This window comes from Thauera humireducens (assembly GCF_001051995.2).
GTDB classification, from domain to species: Bacteria; Pseudomonadota; Gammaproteobacteria; order Burkholderiales; family Rhodocyclaceae; genus Thauera; species Thauera humireducens.
Window position 1 is genome coordinate 1,770,469 of sequence record NZ_CP014646.1, and the last position, 18,215, is coordinate 1,788,683.

Genomic DNA, 18,215 nt, shown 5'->3' on the forward strand with positions numbered 1-18,215 from the left:
ACCTCGAGCCAACCTTGCGACTCGATGACGACGAGGAGCAGTTCGATCTCGAGTCTGTGTTCGAGGCTCTGCTCAGGGCCTGAACGGCGGGCGAGCGCTTGCTGGTCGTGAATCCGACGCTGAAGTTCGATGTACCCGGATTCCTCGACCTCGGTCTCCTGCTTGGCAAGGAACGGAAGCGCTGTGACCTCCGCTCGCCGGCCTGCGCGAGCGCTGCCTAGATCCCGCCCGCCCAGTAACCGGGCTGGTTGTAGGCCGTCTTGAGATAGTCGATGAAGTGGCGCACCTTCGCCGGCAGATGGCGCTGCTGCGGATACACGGCCTGGATGTCGTAGCTCGGCACGGCAAACTCGTCGAGGACGGTGACCAGCTCGCCCCGCTTCAGCTCGGCCTGGATCTCCCAGGTCGAACGCCAGCCGACGCCCAGCCCTTGTCTGACCCATCCGTAGAGCAGCTCGCCATCATTGCAGGCGAGATCGCCCTCGACGCGTACCGCAAACAGACGGCCATCGCGCAGGAAGGTCCAGCCACGCTGCTGGCCGCCAGCCAGGTTGAAGGCCAGGCAATTGTGACGAGCGAGCTCCTCCGGCTGCCGCGGAACACCATGGCGCTCAAAATAGGCCGGCGTCCCGCACACCACGCGGCGGTTCGCGAAGAGCCGCACCGCGACGTAGTTGGGATCGGTCACTTCGCCGATGCGTATCGCCATGTCGTAACCTTCGCGCACGAGGTCGACCACGCTGTCGGTAAAGTTGAACGACATCCGCAGATCGGGGTGCAGCGCCTTGAACGCGGTCGCGTGCGGCGCAACATGACGCCTGCCAAAGGCCGCAGGGGCCGATACCACCAGGTGGCCGCGCACTGCGTTACGACCCGAGCTGATGCCGCGCTCGATTTCGTCGAAATCCCTTAGCAGCTGACGCGACTGGTCGAGAAACTGCTCGCCCAGGTCTGTCAGGCGCAGCCCGCGCGTCGAACGGTGCATGAGCTTCACGCCGAGCCGGGCTTCGAGCCCATCCAGGCGGCGCCCCAGAACGACCGGTGTCACCCCCTCGATCAGTGCGGCCGCCGCAAAGCTGCCCTTCTCGGCCACGAGGACGAAGCTGCGTATTTCCGTATACCGATCCATGCCCTGCCCTCCCATGGGTGCGAGCCGGCGTGCTGCCGACGATCGGCTGCGGCGCCGACGCAAGGGCGGGTCCAGCCTCGGCGGCGGCCCGCCAAGGTCCGCTCAGTCGCGGAACACTTGCTCGGCCTCGTCCTCGAGCGCCGGTCCATCCACCACCACGCCCCGCCGGCCGCGCGCCAGCACCTCACGGCAGCCCAGATGCAGCTCGTTCTCGGTGCGTGGCAGCGCGCCATAGTTGCGTTCGCTGCTGAGCGCATACACCAGTCGCCGAACACCGCTCCAGAATACGGCGCCTGCGCACATGGCGCACGGTTCGGCGCTCGCGTAGACGGTGGCCCCTGCCAGGGTCCTGTCATCGAAGCGACCGCCGGCAATCCGCAGCAGGTTCATCTCGGCGTGACCAGTCACGTCATGACCGCTGGCCTGATCGTTCTCGGCTTCGGCCAGCACCGCCCCGTCAGCACCCACAAGCACGGCGCCGTAGGCCCCGTTGCCCTTGGCCTTGGCTGCGCGCGACAGCTCGATAGCTCTACGCAGATATCGAATATCGTCCTGATCGAGCGTCACCATATCCTCACCCTCCTGATCGACGGCAAGCACGTCCGCCTACGAGCACGCCGCTCCACCGCACGTCTTGGCCAATAAATGGACGAAATTTTACGCGCTTACACGGCCGGCACCATTTGAGATCGCTTATACCGGACATCATCCAGAACCAGGCGGCGGGCCTGTCCGTCTCCCGGTCGCTCGGGCATTCAATACTATTTGTATCGATAGAAGCGACGAATAGTGGGATTCAAGAATGGCTAGCGACTCCCTAAGCTTTCGCCATCCCCCAACCAAAAATGGCAATGGAGAGACAGATGGCCCTCATGAGAGCAGTCGATGCCGCAGCCGCGGTGATGCGCAAGGAAGGTGTGAGCACCGTGTTCGGCATTCCCGGCGCCGCGATCAACCCGCTGTACTCGGCGATGAAGAAGAACGGCGGCTTCAATCACATCCTCGCCCGCCACGTCGAAGGCGCCTCGCACATGGCCGAAGGCTACACCCGCGCCAATCCGGGCAACATCGGCGTGTGCATCGGCACGTCCGGCCCCGCCGGCACGGACATGATCACCGGGCTGTACTCGGCCTCGGCCGACTCCATCCCCATCCTGTGCATCACCGGCCAGGCACCGCGCGCCCGTCTGTACAAGGAGGACTTCCAGGCCGTCGACATCGAGTCGATCGCCAAGCCCGTCACCAAGTGGGCGGTGACCGTGCGCGAGCCGGCGCTGGTGCCGCGCGTGTTCCAGCAGGCCTTCCACGTCATGCGCTCCGGCCGCCCCGGCCCGGTGCTGATCGACCTGCCCTTCGACGTGCAGATGGCCGAGATCGAGTTCGACCTCGACACCTACGAGCCGCTGCCGGCCTACAAGCCCGCCGCCACCCGCGCCCAGGCCGAGAAGGCGATGGCGATGCTGAACGCCGCCGAGCGTCCGCTGATCGTGTCCGGCGGCGGCGTGATCAACGCCAACGCCGAAGCCCGGCTGCAGGAATTCGCCGAGCTCACCGGCGTGCCGGTGATTCCGACCCTGATGGGCTGGGGCACGATCCCCGACGACCATCCGCTGATGGCCGGCATGGTGGGCCTGCAGACCTCACACCGCTACGGCAATGCCACCCTGCTCGCCGCCGACTTCGTGTTCGGCATCGGCAACCGCTGGGCCAACCGCCACACCGGCTCGATCGAGGTCTATACGCAGGGGCGCAAGTTCGTGCACATCGACATCGAACCGACCCAGATCGGCCGCGTGTTCGGCCCCGACTTCGGCATCGTGTCGGACGCCGGCGCCGCGCTCGACCGCCTCATCGAGGTGGCGCGCGAGATGAAGGCCGCCGGGCAGTTGCGTGATCGCAGCGCATGGGTCGCCGAATGCCAGCAGCGCAAGCGCACGATGCAGCGCAAGACGCACTTCGACAACGCGCCGATGAAGCCGCAGCGTGTGTATGAGGAAATGAACCGCGCCTTCGGCAAGGACACCTGCTACGTCAGCACCATCGGCCTGTCGCAGATTGCTGCCGCACAGTTCCTGCATGTGTACAAGGCGCGCCACTGGATCAACTGCGGCCAGGCCGGCCCGCTGGGCTGGACCGTGCCGGCCGCGCTGGGCGTCTGCGCAGCCGATCCGCAGCGCAAGGTGGTGGCGATCTCGGGCGACTACGACTTCCAGTTCATGATCGAGGAACTGGCGGTCGGCGCACAGTTCAAGCTGCCTTACGTCCATGTGCTGGTGAACAACGCCTATCTCGGCCTGATCCGCCAGGCACAGCGCGGCTTCGACATGGACTATTGTGTGCAGCTCGCGTTCGACAACATCAACGCACCGGAAACCGAGGGCTATGGCGTCGATCACGTCAGCGTGGTCGAGGGCCTGGGCTGCAAGGCGATCCGCGTGCGCACGCCGGAGGAGATCCAGCCGGCCTTTGCCCAGGCGAAGCAGTGGATGGAGGAATTCCGCGTGCCGGTGGTGGTCGAGATCATCCTCGAACGTGTGACCAACATCTCGATGGGCACGGAGATCAACGCGATCAACGAGTTCGAGGACCTCGCCGAAAAGGGCGCCGACGCCCCGACTGCCATCGCCCTCCTCGATTGAGCCCCTTTGCCGGGGGCGGTCCGTTCCGCGCCCGGCTGCAACCGATTACCGGAGACGAAGAAATGCCGAAGTTCAACGCCAACCTGACGATGTTGTTCAACGAAGTGCCCTTCATCGACCGCTTCCAGGCAGCGGCGGAAGCCGGCTTCAAGGGCGTGGAGTTTCTCTTCCCCTACGCGTTCGACAAGCACGAACTCGCCGAGCGCCTCGACAAGCATGGCCTGGTCCAGGTGCTGCACAACCTGCCGGCCGGCAACTGGGAAGCCGGCGAACGGGGCATTGCCTGCCACCCGGATCGCGTTGGCGAGTTCCAGGACGGCGTCGGCCGCGCGATCGAGTACGCGACCGCGCTCGGCTGCAAGCAGGTTAACTGCCTGGCCGGCATCGCCCCCGCTGGCGTCGCCCCCGACACGCTTCACGAGACTTTCGTCGGCAACCTGCGCTTCGCGGCCGACAAGCTCGAAGCCGCCGGCATCCGCCTGCTGATCGAGCCGATCAACACCTTCGACATTCCGAGCTTCTACCTCAATCGCACGGCGCAGGCGATCGCGCTGATCGACACGGTCGGCTCCGGCAATCTCTACCTGCAGCACGACATCTATCACATGCAGCGGATGGAAGGCGAACTCGCCAACACCATCGCCAGGCACCTGCCCAGGATCGCCCACATGCAGATCGCCGACAACCCCGGGCGTAACGAACCCGGCACCGGAGAAATCAACTACGCCTGGCTGTTCCGCCACATCGACCAGCTGGGCTACGACGGCTGGATCGGCTGCGAGTACAAGCCGGCCGCCGGCACCCGCGAGGGGCTGGGCTGGGTCACGGCGCTCGCGGGTTGAGCCGCACAGCGACAGCTTCGACAACAGGAGAAACGACAATGACAAGCATCGGATTCATCGGCCTCGGCATCATGGGCACCCCCATGGCGGGACATCTGCTCGCAGCCGGCCACGCGGTCCACACCTACACCCGCGGCGACACGCCGAAGGCCCTGCTCGAGGCCGGCGCAAAACCCTGCGCCAACGGCGCGGAGGTCGCGCGCAACGCCGACATCATCATCACCATGGTGCCCGACACGCCGCACGTCGAAGACGCCCTGTTCAACCCCGAGGGTGTCGCGGCCGGCCTGTCGAAGGGCAAGATCGTGGTCGACATGAGCTCGATCTCGCCGGTGGCCACCAAGGAGTTCGCCCGCCGCATCAACGCGCTCGGCTGCGAATACCTGGATGCCCCCGTCTCCGGTGGCGAGGTCGGCGCCAAGGCGGCCAGCCTCACCATCATGGTGGGCGGCAGCGAGGCAGCCTTCGACAGGGTCAAGCCGATCTTCGAGCTGATGGGCAAGAACATCACCCTGGTCGGCGGCAACGGCGACGGCCAGATCACCAAGGTCGCCAACCAGATCATCGTCGCCCTCAACATCGAGGCCGTGGGCGAGGCCCTGCTGCTCGCGGCCAAGGCCGGCGCGGACCCGGCAAAGGTCCGCCAGGCGCTGATGGGCGGCTTCGCCAACTCGCGCATCCTCGAGGTGCACGGCGAACGCATGGTCAAGCGCAGCTTCGATCCGGGGTTCCGCATCGAACTGCACCAGAAGGACCTGAACCTGGCGCTCACCACCGCACGCCAGCTCGGCGTGTCGCTGCCGAACACGGCCACGGCGCAAGAGCTCTTCAATGCCTGCGCCGCGCATGGCGGTGCCAAGTGGGACCACTCGGCAATGGTGCGGGCGCTGGAGAAGATGGCCAACTACGAGATCGGCCAGTAAGCGGCCTTGCACCGGCGGGCGTCCCGGCTGCACGAGCGGCACGCCCGCCCCTGCCACCCATGGGGTATGAGACGCCGGCACCGACCGGCGTCCCCCCGGGCGGCACGCGCTCCCCGGCGTGCCGCCCACCTACTCAAGGAGATTCCGATGCGTCACCTCGCCATCGATGTCGGTTCGTTCCGCTTCGTCGCCCGTATGGAGGAAAGCGCCGCGCCGAAGACCTGCGCCGCCTTTCTGGAACTGCTGCCCTTCTCCAACCAGGTGATCCACTCGCGCTGGAGCGGCGAGGCGGTGTGGGTGCCGCTCGGCGAGTTCGACACCGGGCTGGGCTTCGAGAACCACACCAGCCACCCCTCGCGCGGCGACATCCTCCTCTACCCGGGCGGATTTTCCGAGACAGAAATCCTCTTCGCATATGGCAGCAGCTGCTTCGCCAGCAAGATGGGGCAACTCGCGGGGAATCACTTCCTCACCGTGGTCGAGGGCGTCGACCAGCTCTACGAAATGGGCCGGACCGTACTCTGGAAGGGCGCGCAAGCGAATCGCTTCTCCGACCTCGGCGCGCGCTGACGCAGCGCGCGGCACCGCCCACGTGCGTCAGCGACGTCGACGCACCGCAGTCATTAGGCTCAAAGCACAGGATCCAGCATGAACACCTCACCGCGCGAACTGCTCGCCGCCATGTTCAACGCGGCCGTCCAGGCAGCCCAGCCCGCACACTGCATCCCCCGGTTTCTTCCGGCGCCCCCCAAGGGCCGCACGCTGGTGATCGGCGCCGGCAAGGCCTCCGCCGCCATGGCGCAGGCACTCGAGCGGGCCTGGACCGGCCCGCTCTCCGGTCTCGTCGTCACCCGCTACGGCTACGCCGTGCCCTGCGAACGCATCGAGATCGTCGAGGCGTCCCACCCGGTTCCCGACGCCGCCGGCCTCGGTGCCGCCCGGCGCATGCTTGAACAGGTGCGTGGCCTGACCGAGGACGATCTCGTGATCTGCCTGATCTCCGGTGGCGGCTCCGCCCTGCTGCCCCTTCCGGGAGAAGGCATCGAGCTCGCCGACAAGCAGGCGATCAACCGCGCACTGCTTCGGTCCGGCGCCACGATCTCGGAGATGAATTGCGTCCGCCGCCACCTCTCCGGCATCAAGGGCGGGCGTCTGGCCGCCGCCTGCCACCCGGCGCGGGTGGTCAATCTCCTGATCTCGGATGTTCCCGGCGACGATCCGGTCGATATCGCATCCGGCCCCACCGTGGCCGATCCGACCACCTGTGCGGACGCGCTCGATATCGTCCGCCGCTACGGCATCGAACTTCCGCCCGGCGCGTGGCGGCTGCTGGAAAGCGGCGCGGGCGAGACCGTCAAGCCCGGCGATGACCGGCTCGCCCGCGTCGTCACCCACCTGATCGCGACACCCCAGATGGCGCTCAAGGCCGCCGCCAAGGTCGCCGCGCTCGAAGGCGTGACGCCCGTCCTGCTCGGCGACAGCATCGAAGGCGAAGCGCGCGAGGTGGGCAAGGTGATGGCCGGCATCGCGCTCCAGACCCGACACCAGCGGCAGCCCGTACCCCCGCCGTGCGTACTGCTCTCGGGCGGCGAGACCACCGTGACCGTGCGCGGCGCGGGCCGCGGCGGACGCAACGTCGAGTTCCTGCTCTCGCTGGCGCTCGCGCTCGACGGCACCCCCGGCGTCCATGCCGTCGCCGGCGACACCGACGGCGTGGACGGTCTAGAGGAGATCGCCGGCGCCTTCGTCGCCCCCGACACGCTGTCGCGGGCCTGGGCAAAGGGCATTCGCCCGCGTGACAGACTGGACGACAACGATGGCCATGGCTTTTTCGAGGCGCTCGGCGACTCGCTCGTCACCGGGCCGACCCTGACCAACGTGAATGACTTCCGCGCCATCCTGATTACGTGACTGCCGATTCATCAGAACCAAGGAGGAGACACCCCATGAGAAGCACGAAACTGCTGACGCTGGACGACGTGAAGCGCATCGCGGCCGCGGCGGAATCCGAAGCGCGCAGCAACAACTGGGCCGTCAGCATCGCCGTGTGCGATGCCGGCGGGCATCCGCTCTGGCTGCAGCGCCTGGACGACGCGCCGCCGATGAGTGCCTTGGTGGTGCCGGAGAAGGCACGCACCTGCGTGCTGAGCGGCAAGCCCAGCCGCACCTACGAGGACATGGTCAACAACGGTCGCTTCGCTGCGCTGAAGATGCCGGTCGTGCCGCTCGAAGGCGGCGAGCCCATCATCGTCGAGGGCACGGTGATCGGGGCCGTGGGGGTATCCGGTGTCCGCTCGGGCGAGGACGCCCAGGTCGCACGTGCCGGGATCGCTGCCCTCACCACAGTCAAGGAGGCCACATGAAACGCGAACGACGTGCCCGGATCCTCGCCACCCTGGGTCCTGCCAGTTCCTCCCTCGAGAGCATCCGCGCCTTGGCCGAGGCCGGCGCCGACGTCTTTCGCCTGAACTTCAGCCATGGCTCGCACGCGGACCACGCCGAGCGCCTTCAGCTGATCCGCCGGGTCGAGCAGGAACTCGAACGCCCGATCGGCGTGCTGATGGATCTCCAGGGCCCGAAGCTGCGTGTCGGCCGCTTTGCCGACGGCAAGGTCACGTTGAAGGCGGGCACGTCCTTCCGCCTCGACCTGTCGCCCGAAGACGGCAACGAGACGCGTGTCAGCCTGCCGCATCCCGAGATTTTCGCCGCCCTGGAACGCGGCACCGAACTGCTGCTCGACGACGGCAAGCTGCGCCTGCGGGTGGAGTCCTTCGGCCCGGACTTTGCCGAGACCGTGGTGATCGTGGGCGGCGTCCTGTCCGATCGCAAGGGCGTCAACGTGCCGGGGGTGGTGCTCCCCATTTCGCCGCTCACCGCCAAGGACCGTGCCGACCTCGCGTTCGGGCTGTCGCTGGGCGTCGACTGGGTCGCCCTGTCCTTCGTCCAACGCCCGGAGGACATCCGCGAGACACGCGAACTCGTGGGCGACCGTGCCTGGATCATGGCCAAGCTCGAAAAACCCGCCGCGATCGACCAGCTCGAGCCCATCGTGGCCCTCGCCGACGGCATCATGGTGGCGCGCGGCGACCTTGGCGTCGAGCTGCCGCCGCAGCAGGTACCCGTGCTGCAGCGGCGCATCGTGCGGGCGGCGCGTGCAGCCGGCCGGCCGGTGGTCGTCGCCACGCAGATGCTCGAATCGATGATCAGCGCGCCCGTCCCCACCCGTGCCGAAGCCTCCGATGTCGCCACGGCCGTCTACGATGGTGCCGACGCCGTAATGCTCTCGGCCGAGTCGGCCTCGGGCCAGTATCCGGTCGAAGCGGTCAGCATCATGCACCGCATCATCTGCGAGGTCGAAAAGGATCCGGCTTACCGGGAGGGGCTCGAGGCAAGCCACAGCCCCGCCGCCGCCAACACGCCGGACGCCATCTGCTGCGCGCTGCGGCGCGTGGCGGACCTGCTCGAGCCGGCCGCGACCGTGACCTACACGACCTCGGGGTTCTCCTGCCTGCGCGCCAGCCGGGAGCGCCCGAAGGCGCCCATCCTTGCACTGACGCCGCATGTGGGTACCGCGCGCCGGCTCTCGCTTGTCTGGGGCGTCCATCCGGTTCCGTTCGAGGAAGTCCACGATGTCGCCGAGATGGTCGAACATGCCGGGGCCGCGGCGGTCCGTCAGGCGTTCGCCAATCCCGGCGACGTCGTTGTCGTGATCGCCGGGATTCCCTTCGGACACAGCGGCAGCACGAACCTGCTGCACGTGTTGCGGATTCCCGCCTGAACCGGCGCCACCGCGCCTGACGCGCTACGCGGGCCGCGAACTCGCTTCATCGCGGCCCAGAACGGATGAGAGTATCCGCGACCGCGTCGCCACGATCCTCCAGGCGCCGTCGATGCGGCGGTACTCGTCGTCGTACATCACGCCCAGCCGGCGGGTCGCACCGGATTCGGCGTCGAGGTTGAAGTAGGCCAGCGACCAGCGACCGCGCGCGTGGTCGTCTGAAAGCAGCTCGATCTCGGGATTGGCACCGTGGTGGCTGTCGCGCACGCGCGGGTGGCAGGCGAGCGACTGGTAGAGGGCGACGAAGCTGTCGCGGTCCTCGAAGCGGCCGACGGCCTCGTAGTCGACGACGATCAGGCCGGTGGCGAAACAGTCGCGGATCGTCTCGACTTCCTTGAGGTCGCAGGCGTTGAGGTAGCGGTGCTTGAGCTGGCGGATGGCTTCCAGCGCCTCGAGCCGCGCGATGCGTTGTTCAAGCGTCATCGCACGCTCCTCAGCTCACTCGCGCCGGATGGAAGGCGCACGGCGCGCCGAGGATGTTGCGCCAGGTCGGCGGCTCGCGGCCGTCCTCGTCGCGCACGCCGTAACGCTGCGCGAGTTCGGCGACGATCTGCGTGCGGCCGGACAGCTCGGAAAGTCCGGGGTCGCGCCACAGCGCATGGATGACCCGCCCGACGAACTGCGGGCTCTCGCTGCGCGCCATGAAGTCGCCATAGGCATCGCCACGCAGGCGGGCGGCGATCTCGGTGCGTTCGGTGCGCTGCACGCCCAGCCAGAGCGAGACCGCCGCCACGCCGCTGCCTTCGAAATCCACCGCCATGTCGGCCGCCATCTTGTCGCAGCCGGCCTTCTGCGCACCATAGGCGGGACCGTGCATGTAGCAGCCGGCGCCGTACGAGGACGTGAAGGCGACGAGCCCCCGCCCGGCGGCGATCAGCAGCGGTGCCGCATGCCAGGCGGCGACGTAGTTCGAGCGCAGGCCGACGCCGAACATGTCGGCCTGGGCGAGCGGTTTGGTCCAGAACGGGCCGGGCTCGATCAGGCTGTCGTCGATGCAGAGCGCGTTGTTGACCAGGATGTCGAGCCGGCCGTGCTCGTTCGCGATGCGCGCGAACAGCGCCTTCACCTGCGCGTCGTCGGCATGGTCGCATGGCACCGCGATGCCCTGCCCGCCCGCGGCGGTAACCGCAGCGGCGGCGTCGTGGATGGTGCCGTGCAGCGGCGTGTCGCCGATGCGGGAGGCGCCTTCGGTGGTGCTGCGTCCGGTCAGGTAGACCGTCATGCCGGCCGCGCCGAGCGCTTCGGCCACGCCCCGGCCCACACCGCGGCTGGCGCCGGTAACGAGGGCGACGCCCTGAGAGGCGGATGTATTCATCGATTCTCCATCGGAACGAGATCGGGGCATGCGGCGCCCCGGTGCCAGCCCGCTATCGCCCGGCGACCTGCCCGCCATCCACGCTGTAGAGCTGGCCGCTGATCCACGCACCCTGCGTGCTGCAGAGATAGACCACCATGCTGCCGATCTCTGCAGGGGCGCCCGCGCGTTTCAAGGGCACATAGGTGTTGATGATGGCGTCCCACTGCTCGGACGAGAGATCGTCCAGCCGCGACGTGGAGACGATGCCCGGACAGATCGCATTGACGCGGATGCCGTATCGCCCCACCTCGCCCGCCATCGCCGCGGTCAAGGCATGCAGCCCCGCCTTGCTGGCGGCGTAGGCGGCCGTGTTGGGCGCCATCAGTTTGCCGCCCACGGACGAGATGTTGATGATGGTGCCGCCCTCGCCCTGCGCGATCAGCTGGCGGCCGAACACCTGGCTCATGTAGAAGCTGCCGTTCAGGTTGACGTCGATGACCTTGCGCCAGGCGGCCGGATCGACATCGACCACCGGGACGCGGTCACCCGCGCGCGCGGCGCCGGCGTTATTGATGACGAAATCCACCCGGCCGAACTCGCGCACCACCGTGTCGGCCAGCGCCGCGACGGCGTCCGGGTCAGCGACGTTGCTGACCACCGGCAACGCGCGCCGGCCCAGGGCGCGGATTTCCTCCGCGACGGACTCGATGTCGCGCCAACCGGCCTGCTTCTCGTCCGCCGGGAATGCGTCCGGCGAGCGACCGCTGCCGGTGATGACGACGTCGCAGCCGGCCCGGGCGAGCTCGACCGCAATCGAGCGACCGATGCTGCGCATCCGCCCCGCACCGGTGACGACGGCGACCTTGCCTTCCAGCCCTGTGAGTGCATAGCTCATCTGCGATGCCCTCGTCGATCAGCCCAGCCGCGGCGGCCGGCGATCCGCCCACGGCGCGGCCTTCTCCAGTTGCGCGGCCAGCGCGATCAGGCGCGCCTCGCCGCCGTAGGGCGCGGCGAACTGCACGCCGATCGGCAATCCTTCCGCGCTCCAGTGCAGCGGCACCGACATCGCCGGCAGGCCGGTCATGTTGAACATCGAGGTAAACGCCGAGGCCTGAACCGCATTGCGTGCAAACGCCTCGAAGGGCTGGTCGAGCGAGAGCGCCCCCAGCTTCGGCGGCAAGGCCGCGGTGGTCGGCGACAGGATGAGGTCGTAGCGCGCGAACAGTTCGTCCAGCACGCGGCCGCCGCGATCGAACACGCTGCGCGCCTTGAGGATCTGCTCGGCAGTGTAGGACTTGGCCTTCTGCAGGCTTTGCCAGTCGATCGGCTCGAATTCGTCCTCGCGCGCCTCGCGGCCGATCGCCTTCTCACGCTCGCGCACGGTGTAGAGCATGCCGCTGGCGGTGACGACGCCCATGCTGCCCGCCATCTCCAGGAAAGGCAGGGCCGACAGGTCGATCGGCTCGACGTGGTGGCCCAGACCGGCGCACAGCGTGGCGGCCTTGCTGGACGCTTCCAGGCATTCCGCATGCACGCCGGCGCCGAACAGGTTGGTCTGGAACAGGCCGATCTTCAGCCCGCGCGGCGCCTGCTCCAGCGCCGCGAGCAGGTCGCTGGTCGGCGGCAAGGTGCGCGCACCCGCCTCCGCGCCCTGGCTGAGCTGCATCAGCAGCGCGGTGTCGCGCACGCTGCGGCTGATCACGTTGTGCGCCGACAGGCCGAGCCAGCCTTCGAGCGACTTCGGCCCCATCGGGATCAATCCGCGGCTCGGCTTGAGACCGAACAGGCCGCAGTGCGAAGCCGGAATGCGGATCGAGCCGCCGCCATCGCTGGCATGCGCCACCGGCAGCACGCCGGCAGCCACCGCCGCCGAGGCGCCGCCCGACGAACCGCCGGAACTGCGTTCGAGATCCCACGGGTTGCGGGTAGCACCAAACAGGCGCGACTCGGTGGTGCCGGTCTGGCCGAACTCGGGCGAGGCGAGCTTGGCGAAGATGTTGAGGCCCGCCGCCTGGTAGCGCTGCACCAGGGTGGAGTCGTGATCGGCGACGGCGTCCTTGAAGAAGGCGCAGCCGTTGGTGGTCACCGTGCCCTTGAGCGCGATGCCGAGGTCCTTCAGCGCGAACGGCACGCCGGACAGTACCGGACGCGCCTCGCGCTCGGCCTGAGCGGCGCCGTCGAGCGCGCGCGCCGCCTCGCGCGCCATGTCGAAGTGCGGCACGGTGACGGCATTGATCGCCGCATAGGCCTCGGCACGGGCGATCGCCGCCTCGAGCACCTCGCTCGGCTTGACGTCGCCGCGGTGGATGCGCAGCGCGATCTCGGTCGCGTCCCACTGCTCGTAGTCGGGCAGCGGCAGGGCCGTGGCGGCCGCAGCCGCAGCAGTACCCGGCATCGCCCCACCCAGCCCCACTGCCGCCGCGCCGCCGAGCGCCGCACCCGTCTTCAGGAAATCACGACGCCCCTGCGCCACCGCCCGCTCGCTCATCTCAAGTCCCCCAGACCTTCTGCGCAGGCACGGCCTGCTTCATCAGCTCATCGACGTTGGCGCCGGCTTCCAGCGGCGTCAGGCGCGCGCCCTTGTCCTTCTGCGGGCCGGTGCGCCAGCCGTCGCACACCGAGATGCGCCCGCCCTGGCTCTCGAACACCTGACCGGTGACGTGCGAGGACAGCTCGCTGCCCAGCCACACCACCAGCGGGGCCACGTTCTCGGCCGCCCAGGCGTCGAAGCCGGTCTCGGGCGCCTTGACCACGTCGGGCATCGCGCTCTCGGTCATCGAGGTGCGCGCGGCCGGAGCCAGCGCGTTGGCGGTGACACCGTAGCGCGCCAGCTCGGCGGCCTGGACCAGGGTCAGCGCGGCAATACCGCCCTTGGCCGCGGAATAGTTCGACTGCCCGACCGAGCCCTGCAGGCCGGCGCCGGAGCTGGTGTTGATGATGCGCGCGGCGATCCTTTTGCCGGCCTTGGCCTGGTCGCGCCAGCGCTTGCCGAGGATGTTGGCGAGGCAGAAGTGGCCCTTCAGGTGCACCCGCATGACCTGGTCCCAGTCGTCCTCCGACAGGCTGATGAACATGCGGTCGCGCAGGATGCCGGCGTTGTTCACGACCACGTGCACCTCGCCGAAGGCCGCCACGGCGGCGTCGACGATCTGCTGCGCGGTCTCGATGCGGGTGATGTCGTCGGCGTTGGCGATCGCCTTGCCGCCCGCCGCGGCGATCTCGGCCACGACGGCGTCGGCCGCTTCCTTGCGGATGTCGTTGACCACCACGTTGGCACCCTCGGCCGCGAAGGCGAGCGCATAGGCGCGGCCCAGGCCGCCGCCGGCGCCGGTGATGATGACGGTGCGTCCTTCACAAATTCCCATGTCGATCCCTTCTCTTACAGCTTTTCAATGATGGTGACGTTGGCCTGGCCACCGCCTTCGCACATGGTCTGCAGGCCGAAACGGCCGCCGCTGCGCTCGAGTTCGTGCAGCAGCGTGGTCATCAGGCGCGCGCCGGTGGCACCGAGCGGATGGCCGAGCGCGATCGCGCCGCCGTTGGGGTTCATGCGCGCAGGGTCGTAGTCCAGCTCCTTCTGCCAGGCCATGACCACCGAGGCGAAGGCCTCGTTGATCTCGACCACATCGATGTCGCTCATGCGCATGCCGGTCTTATTGAGCGCGGCGCGGGTGGCGGGAATCGGCGCGGTGAGGTGCCAGATCGGGTCGTCGCCCATCACCGACAGGTGATGGATGCGCGCGCGCGGCGTCAGGTTGTAGCGCTTGAGCGCGGCTTCGGACACCACCAGCAGCGCGGCCGAAGCGTCGCAGGTCTGGCTCGACACCGCCGCGGTGATCGACGGGTACTCGGGGCCGACCGGCTCCAGCTCGGCCATCTTCTCGAGCGTGCTGACACGCGGCGTCTCGTCCTTCGTCACGCCTTCGAGGCCGACGATCTCACGCTCGAAGCGGCCCTCGGCGATGGCGGCGAGCGCCCGGCGGTGGCTCTCGAGCGCATAGACCTCCATGTCGCGGCGGCTGAGATTCCAGTGGTCGGCGATGCGCTGCGCGGAATAAAACTGGTTCACCGGCTGGTCGCCGAAGCGCGCCTTCCAGCCCTTGCTGCCCGAGAACGGGTCGGGAAAGCCGAGCGGCTGGCCGGCGAGCATGGCGGACGAGATCGGGATCTGCGTCATCGTCTGCACGCCGCCGACCGCGACCACGTCCTGCGTGCCGCTCATCACCGCCTGCGCGGCGAAGTGCACCGCCTGCTGCGAGGAGCCGCACTGGCGATCCACCGTAGTGCCGGGCACGTTCAGCGGCAGGCCGGCGGCCAGCCACGCGGTACGTGCGATGTCGCCCGCCTGCGAGCCGATGGTGTCGACGCAGCCGAAGATCACGTCATCGTATTCGTCGGCGGGAATGGCGTTGCGCTCGACGAGCGCCTTGAGGACATGCGCGCCGAGGTCGATCGCATGCACGTGGGACAGACCGCCCTTGCGCTTGCCGGTGGGGCTGCGCAGGGCATCGACGATATAGGCTTCAGCCATCTTCATTCCTCGAAAGTGTGGCCGGGGCCGAGCGCGGCGCCGTCGGCCAGGATCGCGTCGGCGACGCGGGCCTTGTGGTAGCCGCGGTCACCCCAGGCGGCATCCAGCGCCCAGGCGCGCTTCATGAACATCTGCAGATCGACTTCCCAGGTGTAGCCCATCGCGCCATGCACCTGGATGCCGTGGCGCGCGGCCAGCCAGGCGGCCTCGCCGCAGGCGAGCTTGGCGTGCGAGACGCGGGCGTCGGCTCCGGCCTCGCCCTTCGCCAGCGCATAGGCGGCGCGGTACAACACCGGCTTGGCAAACTCGATCTGGGTCGCCACGTCGGCGAGATGATGCTTGACGGCCTGGAAACTGCCGATCGGCTTGCCGAACTGCTTGCGCTGGGCGACGTAGTCGACCGACAGGTCGAGCATGCGCTGCGCCAGGCCAAGCAGCTGACCGGCCGTGGACAACGCGCCACGGTTGAGCGTCTGGGCCCACAGCCTGCGGCCGTCATCGCTGCCGGCAAGCCGCGTGGCGGCCGATGGCGTCCAGCGCACGCCGGCCAGGCGGCGCGACAGATCGATGCTGGGATTGGGCTCGATCTCGACCTGGCCGCGCGGCACCGCATGCACCTCGTCGCCGTGGGCGAGCAGCAGCAGGTCAGCCGGATTGGCATCGGCCACCAGCGGATTGACCGGATGGCCGACGGCGATGCGGATGCTGCCCTCGGCGATGCGGGCAAGCCAGTCCTCGCGCGCCGCGGTGCCGGCCGGCAGCGCCGTGATGAGTCCGGCAGCCACGTAGGCCGCGTCCGCAAGCGAATCCGGGATGGCGTAGTAGCCCAGTTCCTGGGTCATCAGCGCCCAGGCGACATCGTCCATGCCCAGGCCGCCGCAGTCCTCGGGTACCGACAGCGCGGTGAGGCCCTGCTCGGCGATGTTCTTGCGCAGCTCGGGCGAGCGCCCGGTGTCGGTTTCCCAGATCTCGCGCAGCATCTCGGGCGCGGCTTCGGTCATCAGGAAGCGGCTCACCGCCTCGCGGAAGGTGAGCTGGTCGTCGGTAAAGGTGAAGTCCATGGCCGGCCCCTCTTACTTCGGCAGGCCGAGCATGCGCTCGGCGATGATGTTGCGCTGGATCTCGTTGGTACCGGCGTAGATCGGTCCGGCCTGCGCGAACAGGAAGCCGTCCAGCCAGCGCGCGGCCTCGACCGCCGCCGGCGCGTCGCCGGTCAGTTCGGCAAGCGGGCCGAGGATGCGCATCGCGGTTTCGTGCATCTTCAGGTCCAGCTCCGACCAGTAGATCTTGTTGGTGCTGGCTTCGGCGCCGATGCGGGCGCCTTTCGCCAGACGGCCAACGGTGTGATAGGCGGCGAGCGCGTAGGCCTCGGTGCCGGTCCAGGCCTCGATGACCGCGTCGCGGATGCTGGGATCGCGGTCGGCGACCGCGCGGTTCGCCTTGTACAGCTCGACCAGGCGGCGTGCGGTGTACTGGAAGCGCGCCGGCGAGCGCAGCAGCAGGCCGCGCTCGAAACCGGCGGTGGCCATCGCCACGTGCCAGCCCTGGCCTTCGTCGCCGATCCGGTTTTCCACCGGCACCTTGACGTCGTCGAAGAAGATCTCGGCGAAGGCCTGCTTGCCGTTGAGCGCCTGGATCGGGCGGATGGTCACGCCCTCGGCATCGAGCGGCACCGCCAGGTAGGACAGGCCGTGATGGCGGCTGGAAGCCGGATCGCTGCGGAACAGGCCGAACAGCAGGTCGGCAAAGCTCGCCCGCGTCGACCAGGTCTTCTGGCCATTGACCACGTAATGCGTGCCGTCGGCGGACAGGATGGCCTTGCTGGTGATCGCCGCCATGTCGGAGCCGGCGTTGGGCTCGGACCAGCCCTGCGCCCACATGTCCTCGCTGGAGGCCATGCGCGGCAGGAAACGCGCCTTCTGTTCCTCGGTGCCGAACTCGATCAGCGTGGGGCCGAGCAGGAGCTGGCCGTTCTGGTTCACCCGCATCGGGGCGCCGGCGCCGTAGTACTCCTCCTCGAAGATCAGCCATTCGATGAGGTCGCAGCCACGGCCGCCCAGGGCTTCGGGCCAGATCACCATCGACAGGCGCGCGTCGAACAGCTTGCGCTCCCATTCGCGGTGCTGCTCGAAGCCCTCGCGGGTGTCGTAGCTGGCCAGTGGCTCGCGCGGCAGGTTGGCCGCGAGCCAGTCGCGCACTTCCTGGCGGAAGGCTTTCTGCCGGGGGGTATAGGCGAGATCCATGGGGTCCTCTCAGAACTTGGCTTCGCGTTTCTCGACAAAGGCGCGGCGAGTTTCCGCCGAATCCGGGCTGGTGTAGGCCTGCAGCGTGAAGCCCTGCTCCCAGCGGTACTTGTCTTCCAGGTTGCCGTCCTCGATGCCGTTCAGCGCCTCCTTGGCGATGCGGATCATGGCCGGGCTCTTGGCGGCAATCTTGCGGGCGATCTCGAACGCAGCCTCGCGCAGTTCGGCCTTGGGCACGATGCGCTCGATGAAGCCGTAGCGCTCGGCTTCTCTGGCGCCGATCTTCTCGCCGGTGAAGAACAGGTAGCGCACCTTCTGCACCGGGAACAGGCGCTGCAGGTGGGCGCCGCCGCCCATCGCACCGCGATCGACCTCGGGCAGCGCGAAGGTGGCGCAATCGGCGGCGAGGACGATGTCGGCCGCACCAGTGATGCCGATGCCGCCGCCGAGCACGAAGCCGTGCACCGCGACGATGACCGGCACTGGGTTGCGATGCACCGCCTTGAAGGTCGCGTAGTTGCCGCCGTTGACGGCGACGATGCGCTCGGGGTGGGCGTCGAGTTCCTTGATGTCCACGCCGGCGCAGAAGCCGCGCCCTTCGGCGCGGATCACGATCACGCGTACCTCGGGGTCGTGGCCGAGTTCGTCGATGCGGTGCGCCAGCGCGTACCACTCGCTGCTGTCGAGCGCGTTGACCGGGGGCTTGTTGATGACCAGTTCGGCGATGCCGTTGTCGATCGTTGTCTGGAATGCCTGGCTCACGTTATGGGGCT

Annotated in this window: 18 protein-coding genes; 7 read left to right on the plus strand and 11 right to left on the minus strand. The window is 68.3% G+C overall.

Annotation, left to right across the window (positions count from 1 at the left end; all coding sequences use genetic code 11):
* Positions 1 to 217: 217 nt before the first annotated feature.
* A complete protein-coding gene (locus AC731_RS08405) occupies positions 218 to 1,129 on the minus strand; it encodes a LysR family transcriptional regulator (RefSeq protein WP_048705116.1) in 912 nt (303 codons plus the stop codon).
* 102 nt (positions 1,130 to 1,231) lie between these two features.
* A complete protein-coding gene (locus AC731_RS08410; RefSeq protein ID WP_048705118.1) occupies positions 1,232 to 1,699 on the minus strand; it encodes a nucleoside deaminase in 468 nt (155 codons plus the stop codon).
* Between the two features lie 293 nt (positions 1,700 to 1,992).
* Here AC731_RS08410 and gcl point away from each other — a divergent pair, with 293 nt between their 5' ends.
* From gcl to pyk, 7 genes are all read left to right on the plus strand, one after another.
* Positions 1,993 to 3,768 (plus strand): glyoxylate carboligase, encoded by a 1,776-nt coding sequence (gene gcl, locus AC731_RS08415; RefSeq protein WP_048705120.1) that lies wholly within the window; start codon positions 1,993 to 1,995, stop codon positions 3,766 to 3,768.
* Between the two features lie 62 nt (positions 3,769 to 3,830).
* Positions 3,831 to 4,610, plus strand: a complete 780-nt coding sequence (hyi, locus tag AC731_RS08420) for a hydroxypyruvate isomerase (protein WP_048705122.1) — start codon at positions 3,831 to 3,833, stop codon at positions 4,608 to 4,610.
* 38 nt (positions 4,611 to 4,648) lie between these two features.
* Positions 4,649 to 5,533, plus strand: coding sequence for a 2-hydroxy-3-oxopropionate reductase (locus tag AC731_RS08425; protein WP_004256851.1), 885 nt, complete (start codon positions 4,649 to 4,651; stop codon positions 5,531 to 5,533).
* A gap of 147 nt (positions 5,534 to 5,680) precedes the next feature.
* On the plus strand, positions 5,681 to 6,103 hold the full coding sequence (locus tag AC731_RS08430; protein WP_048705124.1) for a DUF3830 family protein: 423 nt from the start codon (positions 5,681 to 5,683) through the stop codon (positions 6,101 to 6,103).
* Between the two features lie 78 nt (positions 6,104 to 6,181).
* Positions 6,182 to 7,444, plus strand: coding sequence for a glycerate kinase type-2 family protein (locus AC731_RS08435; RefSeq protein WP_048705126.1), 1,263 nt, complete (start codon positions 6,182 to 6,184; stop codon positions 7,442 to 7,444).
* Between the two features lie 35 nt (positions 7,445 to 7,479).
* Positions 7,480 to 7,896 (plus strand): GlcG/HbpS family heme-binding protein, encoded by a 417-nt coding sequence (locus tag AC731_RS08440; protein ID WP_048705128.1) that lies wholly within the window; start codon positions 7,480 to 7,482, stop codon positions 7,894 to 7,896.
* Complete coding sequence (pyk, locus tag AC731_RS08445) at positions 7,893 to 9,311, plus strand: pyruvate kinase (protein ID WP_048705129.1); 1,419 nt, start codon at positions 7,893 to 7,895, stop codon at positions 9,309 to 9,311. Before AC731_RS08440 ends, pyk begins: the two co-directional genes overlap by 4 nt.
* 24 nt (positions 9,312 to 9,335) lie before the next feature.
* Here the strand turns inward: pyk and AC731_RS08450 are convergent, their stop codons facing one another.
* The 9 genes from AC731_RS08450 to AC731_RS08490 are packed head-to-tail and all read right to left on the minus strand — an operon-like array spanning position 9,336 to position 18,204.
* Positions 9,336 to 9,794 carry a nuclear transport factor 2 family protein gene (locus tag AC731_RS08450; protein ID WP_048705132.1) on the minus strand — a complete coding sequence of 153 codons (459 nt, stop codon included), beginning with the start codon at positions 9,792 to 9,794 and terminating at the stop codon, positions 9,336 to 9,338.
* Between the two features lie 10 nt (positions 9,795 to 9,804).
* Entirely contained in the window at positions 9,805 to 10,686 is an 882-nt protein-coding gene (locus tag AC731_RS08455) for an SDR family NAD(P)-dependent oxidoreductase (RefSeq protein WP_048705134.1), read from the minus strand.
* 52 nt (positions 10,687 to 10,738) lie between these two features.
* Entirely contained in the window at positions 10,739 to 11,563 is an 825-nt protein-coding gene (locus AC731_RS08460; RefSeq protein WP_004256809.1) for an SDR family NAD(P)-dependent oxidoreductase, read from the minus strand.
* Between the two features lie 18 nt (positions 11,564 to 11,581).
* Positions 11,582 to 13,156 carry an amidase gene (locus AC731_RS08465; protein ID WP_048705137.1) on the minus strand — a complete coding sequence of 525 codons (1,575 nt, stop codon included), beginning with the start codon at positions 13,154 to 13,156 and terminating at the stop codon, positions 11,582 to 11,584.
* 1 nt (position 13,157) lies between these two features.
* The gene (locus AC731_RS08470) at positions 13,158 to 14,033 is read right to left on the minus strand and encodes an SDR family oxidoreductase (protein WP_048705139.1); all 876 of its coding nucleotides are present in this window, start codon (positions 14,031 to 14,033) and stop codon (positions 13,158 to 13,160) included.
* A 14-nt stretch (positions 14,034 to 14,047) separates the two neighbouring features.
* Positions 14,048 to 15,199 carry an acetyl-CoA C-acetyltransferase gene (locus tag AC731_RS08475; protein WP_004256797.1) on the minus strand — a complete coding sequence of 384 codons (1,152 nt, stop codon included), beginning with the start codon at positions 15,197 to 15,199 and terminating at the stop codon, positions 14,048 to 14,050.
* Between the two features lie 2 nt (positions 15,200 to 15,201).
* Positions 15,202 to 16,260 carry an acyl-CoA dehydrogenase family protein gene (locus AC731_RS08480; RefSeq protein WP_048705142.1) on the minus strand — a complete coding sequence of 353 codons (1,059 nt, stop codon included), beginning with the start codon at positions 16,258 to 16,260 and terminating at the stop codon, positions 15,202 to 15,204.
* 12 nt (positions 16,261 to 16,272) lie between these two features.
* A complete protein-coding gene (locus tag AC731_RS08485) occupies positions 16,273 to 17,442 on the minus strand; it encodes an acyl-CoA dehydrogenase family protein (RefSeq protein WP_004256790.1) in 1,170 nt (389 codons plus the stop codon).
* A gap of 9 nt (positions 17,443 to 17,451) precedes the next feature.
* Positions 17,452 to 18,204: an enoyl-CoA hydratase family protein gene (locus tag AC731_RS08490; protein ID WP_048705144.1), complete on the minus strand. Its 753-nt coding sequence runs from the start codon at positions 18,202 to 18,204 to the stop codon at positions 17,452 to 17,454.
* Positions 18,205 to 18,215 lie beyond the last annotated feature (11 nt).